Raw genomic sequence first — 4298 nt, forward strand, 5'->3', positions numbered from 1 at the left:
CGGGAAGTCTGTGCCTTGGAACCAGGAACTTGCGGGACCAGTTGGAAGAGCCATTGCTGATCACCTCGATTCCATCAAAATATTGTCCGCGGTTCGTAAAAAATATTTCTTAATTTTCAATATGATTTTGATGTAAATCGTGATGCCGTCCTGCGGTCCTCATTTTGATTGTGTGACCAAAACGGGTGGAGAAAGAAACACCGGATTTCGGTTCTTCCGGCGACGGGCGTGGCGTACTCACCGGTGTTTGAATCGTCTCCAAAGCCCACCACGCTTGCCGTGTCTCCAATTCCTCTTCGACGCGGTGAGTTTTGCTCAGCTGTCGACAGCTACGCTTTCTGTTTTTCCAACCATTCGATGAGCGTGTTCCGGTCGTCTCCGGCTCGCTCGGCTTCGATGAGTTTCATTATGTCCAAGTGCTCTCCTTTGACTCGGTCTTTGACTTCCTCTACAGTTCCCGAAACCATGGTCTCGTAGTCCATCTGCGTTTCCTCGACAGTTGCCGAGCTCCCGCTGGGTGGTACCGAGGGGGGGCCAGCGTCAGTCTTCTCGGACTTTGCCTGGGATACTTTTTTCGGAGACCCACTGGTGGACGGCATCCCACCGTTTATTACCGGGCTTCGCCCTGGCTCTGGTTTTGGTCCCGGCGCTGCGCCGGCGTCGGTCGCCCGACCTGTAGGAGAGACGTCCATTCCGTTCTTGGACGGAGGTGTTGGCAGCGATTGGGGAGCAGCACCACCGTTAGTGCCCTGTTCCGGTCTCTCCCGCGTTCGCCTCGGTTGCGGACCAGAAGTCGCTGTCTCTTCTGCTAGTGCAGGACTGGAACTGGGCGCTTCACCCGCGTCGGTGGCTTCTTGGTGCGTCTTCTCCCTCCCTCTGGTTCCTTCGTGTATCTTCTCCGCCCCCTTTCGAACCTCGGCCTTGGTCGTCTCAGTGTCGGCTTCTTCGTCAATCTCGATTATAATACGCATTGTCTGCTCACCTCTAGTTCAGTACTGCGTATCTGGCCTCAACCTGGACGCTGTCGCTAGTGGTGTTTTGAATCGATACCCAGTACGTGATGTTGTCGCTCGATGCGCGTTCTACTTCCACGTCCCAGTCGATCTGTGGTCCACCCTTCTCGGGTGACGTCGGAACGACGTACCACGTGACGTGCCAGTCTTCGGGCCACCCCCAAGTGAACCAGCGACGACTGCTGTTTGCCGGGACGGTACCGCGGAATTGAACTCCTGTTCTCATACTCGTGTCTCCGTGTATGTTCGGTCGTGTCGACTGTGTGCGTTCGTGAATTCGTTCATCCGTTACGTTTCTCCAAGGACAGCGTAGCGGGCCTCAACGTCCACTGACGAAGACGTCTTGTTCGTGATGCTGATCCAGTACGTGATGTTCTCGTGTGTGGCCCGTTCGACCTCCACGTTCCATCCAATCTGGGGTCCACCGGGGTCGGGCGACGTCGGGACGACGGTCCACAAGACGTGCCACTGTGCTGGCCATCCCCAGGTGAACCAGCGTCGCGTGCTGTTCGCAGGGACGGTCCCACGGAACTGGACGCCGGTCCAGTTACTGGTCTGCAACGCATGGGGGACCAGTTCCCGGAGGTCCGGTCGGTTCCCGATTCGCTGTGAACTGGGGCGTCCGGGAGCGTCCTGCTGAGGCGACCCGGTCGAACGAAGCAGCTCCCGCGCTCGCAGCGGGCTGAGTTGGGCTTGTCTGTCCCGGCGCAGAATCCCTTGCACGCAGGCCAGAGCACCGACGACGATTGGGGAGGCACTCGACGTTCCGCTAAAGCCGTCGGTGTACCATTCGTTCCTGTCCGATCCGCCTTGGAGGTCGCCGTATCCAGTGCTGGTCACCTCTCGGCCCCAACCCTGCGCATCGATAATTCTCCCGTAGTTAGAGAAGCCGAGACGCGACCGGTCGGGGCCCCAGTCGTTCCCGTGAGTGCCCGGCGGCGGGGCGCCAGCGCCGACGACAATGGCACCCGAGTCTCGGTCCCCCCGCTGGAACGGATTGCTCCAGTCGGAGGGGAACCACGATGGTCTGTTGTCGTAAATCGAATCATCGAGGTTTTCATCGCCGTTCCCCGCAGCCTCAACGACGATGACTCCCTTCGCGACGGCATACCGAATGGCCGCCCAATCGTCGGGCCACCATTCGATGGCGATATATCCGTCTTGGTCACTTCGCTGCTGGAAATTGTTCCGGGGGCCCGGTCGATGGATCTCTAGCAGCATGATATCGCCACGGTTCAACCGATTCGCTGCCAGACGAACCGCCCGTGCCGTAGCCATGGAGAAGGCGACAGCACTGATGTTGGCCTCCGACGCGATACCGGTGACTCCGAAGTCGTTTTGATCACCGCCAATCTCGCCGATGACAGCGGTCCCGTGGTTATCGTACGCCGAGTTAGTGCCGCCGACTACGCCTCCTTGGTTGTTCTGGTGGTCCTCGTGGCTGAAGTTCCAGCCCCACTCCAAGTCGATCACGTCGACTCCTTGGCCTCTGCCGCCAGCGAATTGCCACGCGTAGCGGGCATCGATACCGTCGGGAGCCGCATCGAGATACCCCTGCCGGGACACGAAATCCGGTGTGTGCGCGGGCGGCGACTCCGTGACCGGAGTCATGTCGTTGAGCGCTTCGAATTCAGCCTCCCCGACCGCTTCCGCTGGTTCGGCTGGCGGTTTCACGTAGGCGGCTTCGACCGTCTCAAGTTCGTTCAACCGTTTGGCGACCTCTTCCATCCGGTCTTCGTCCGTGTGAACGTTGTAATACACCGATAAGTCCGGTACGTCGAGGTCCGACTCGGAAGCCACGGACTCGACGTCGGCCTGTAACCGCTCTTCAGTCGTTCCGAAGAGTGGTTCGATAGTTGCACCCTCGTCGTCGAGGACGTCCGACAACGGACTGATATCGACATCTGCGGCCGAGGTCAGCCCTTCAGGTCGCGCCCGCAACTTTACGTCGGGCTTGGCGACCATGACGAGTTCTCGTTTACCTCGTATCTCTTCTGGTTCTCTTGGGTTCGGTTTCATATTGGTTTTACTTCCTCCTTTTCTCGCGGTGTGCCCGTGCCATCTTCTCGATTGGTTCCCTACCTCTCTACGCGAGGTACACCACGCGTAACTTCACCATGTTTGACATTAACAGTTGTCAATCGGGTGGAAGTAATGTCACAGTCACAACTCTTGGGAGAGGACCCAACATGCTGGCCGGGTCTGGGTTACGTCTATCTCCCTCGATTGTACTGATGGAGACCTTCCAATTCAGACGACCAAAAATCACGAGGCGGAAGCCTACGGCGTCAGTCGTGAGTAACTGGCCGATGGATGGGTCGGCAACAAACTCTTTTTCGGGTGGCTCTATCGCTAGTAGCGCTCGACCACGTGGAGACGTTCCGTGTCGAACGAGAGGCCGGTCTCGTCGCCGGGGACGACGTGTTCCGCCCGTGGGTCGAAACGAACCGTCACCGATGTTCCATCCGGGAGCGTGGCGATACTCTCGGCTCGCTCGCCGAGGTACGTCACGTCCTCGATTTCGGCCGTCACGATTCCGTCGTCACAGAGTGTAATGTCGTCCGGTCGAGCGACGACCGTCACCGTATCGTGTGCAGTCGTCTCCAACGGTGAATCGACCGTCGCGTAGCCGAGGTCCAAACCATCGGTCGTTGGCCGTGCAGAGAGCAGATTCGACGCGCCGACGAACTCTGCGACGAACCGGTTCGCCGGTCGCTCGTAGAGGGCTTCCGGTGACCCGACTTGTTCGAGGTGGCCATCGTTCAATACCGCGATTCGGTCGGTCATCTCCATCGCTTCGTCTTGGTCGTGCGTCACGTACAGCGCGGTGACACCCAACTCACTGAGCAGGTCGGCCAACTCCCGTCTGAGTTCGCGTTTGAGCTTCGCGTCGAGACCGGTCATCGGCTCGTCCAACAGGAGAATCTTCGGTTCGATGGCGAGCGCACGAGCGATGCCGACACGCTGTTGTTGGCCACCCGAGAGTGTTCGCGGGTTCCGCATCGCCAAATCGTCGATGTCGAGCATCGCCAAGAGTTCACGGGCACGGGTCCGACGCTCTTCACGGTCGACACCGTGCATCTTGGGGCCGAAAGTGACGTTTTCGAGGACGCTCATGTTGTCGAAGAGCGCGTAGGATTGGAAGACGAGCCCGACGTTTCGGGTCTCCGGGGAACGGTGAGTAACGTCTTCGCCGTCGAACCGGACCGACCCGCTTGTCGGCGTCTCGAATCCGGCAATCATCCGGAGCGTCGTCGTCTTGCCACACCCCGAGGGGCCGACGAG

4 protein-coding genes are annotated in these 4298 nt (G+C 59.2%); all 4 read right to left on the minus strand.

Going from position 1 to position 4298, the window contains the following annotated elements; translation table 11 throughout:
• Positions 1-329: 329 nt before the first annotated feature.
• On the minus strand, positions 330-482 hold the full coding sequence (locus QT222_RS05425) for a hypothetical protein (protein ID WP_004061043.1): 153 nt from the start codon (positions 480-482) through the stop codon (positions 330-332).
• Positions 483-984: 502 nt separating this feature from the next.
• Positions 985-1239, minus strand: a complete 255-nt coding sequence (locus QT222_RS05430; RefSeq protein ID WP_004061042.1) for a hypothetical protein — start codon at positions 1237-1239, stop codon at positions 985-987.
• Between the two features lie 62 nt (positions 1240-1301).
• A complete protein-coding gene (locus QT222_RS05435; RefSeq protein ID WP_491476553.1) occupies positions 1302-3032 on the minus strand; it encodes a S8 family peptidase in 1731 nt (576 codons plus the stop codon).
• Positions 3033-3365: 333 nt separating this feature from the next.
• Positions 3366-4298, minus strand: a 933-nt coding sequence (locus tag QT222_RS05440) for an ABC transporter ATP-binding protein (protein ID WP_491476554.1), incomplete at its 5' end; no start/stop codon positions are given.

The sequence above is a fragment of the Haloferax sp. s1 genome, from assembly GCF_058382125.1.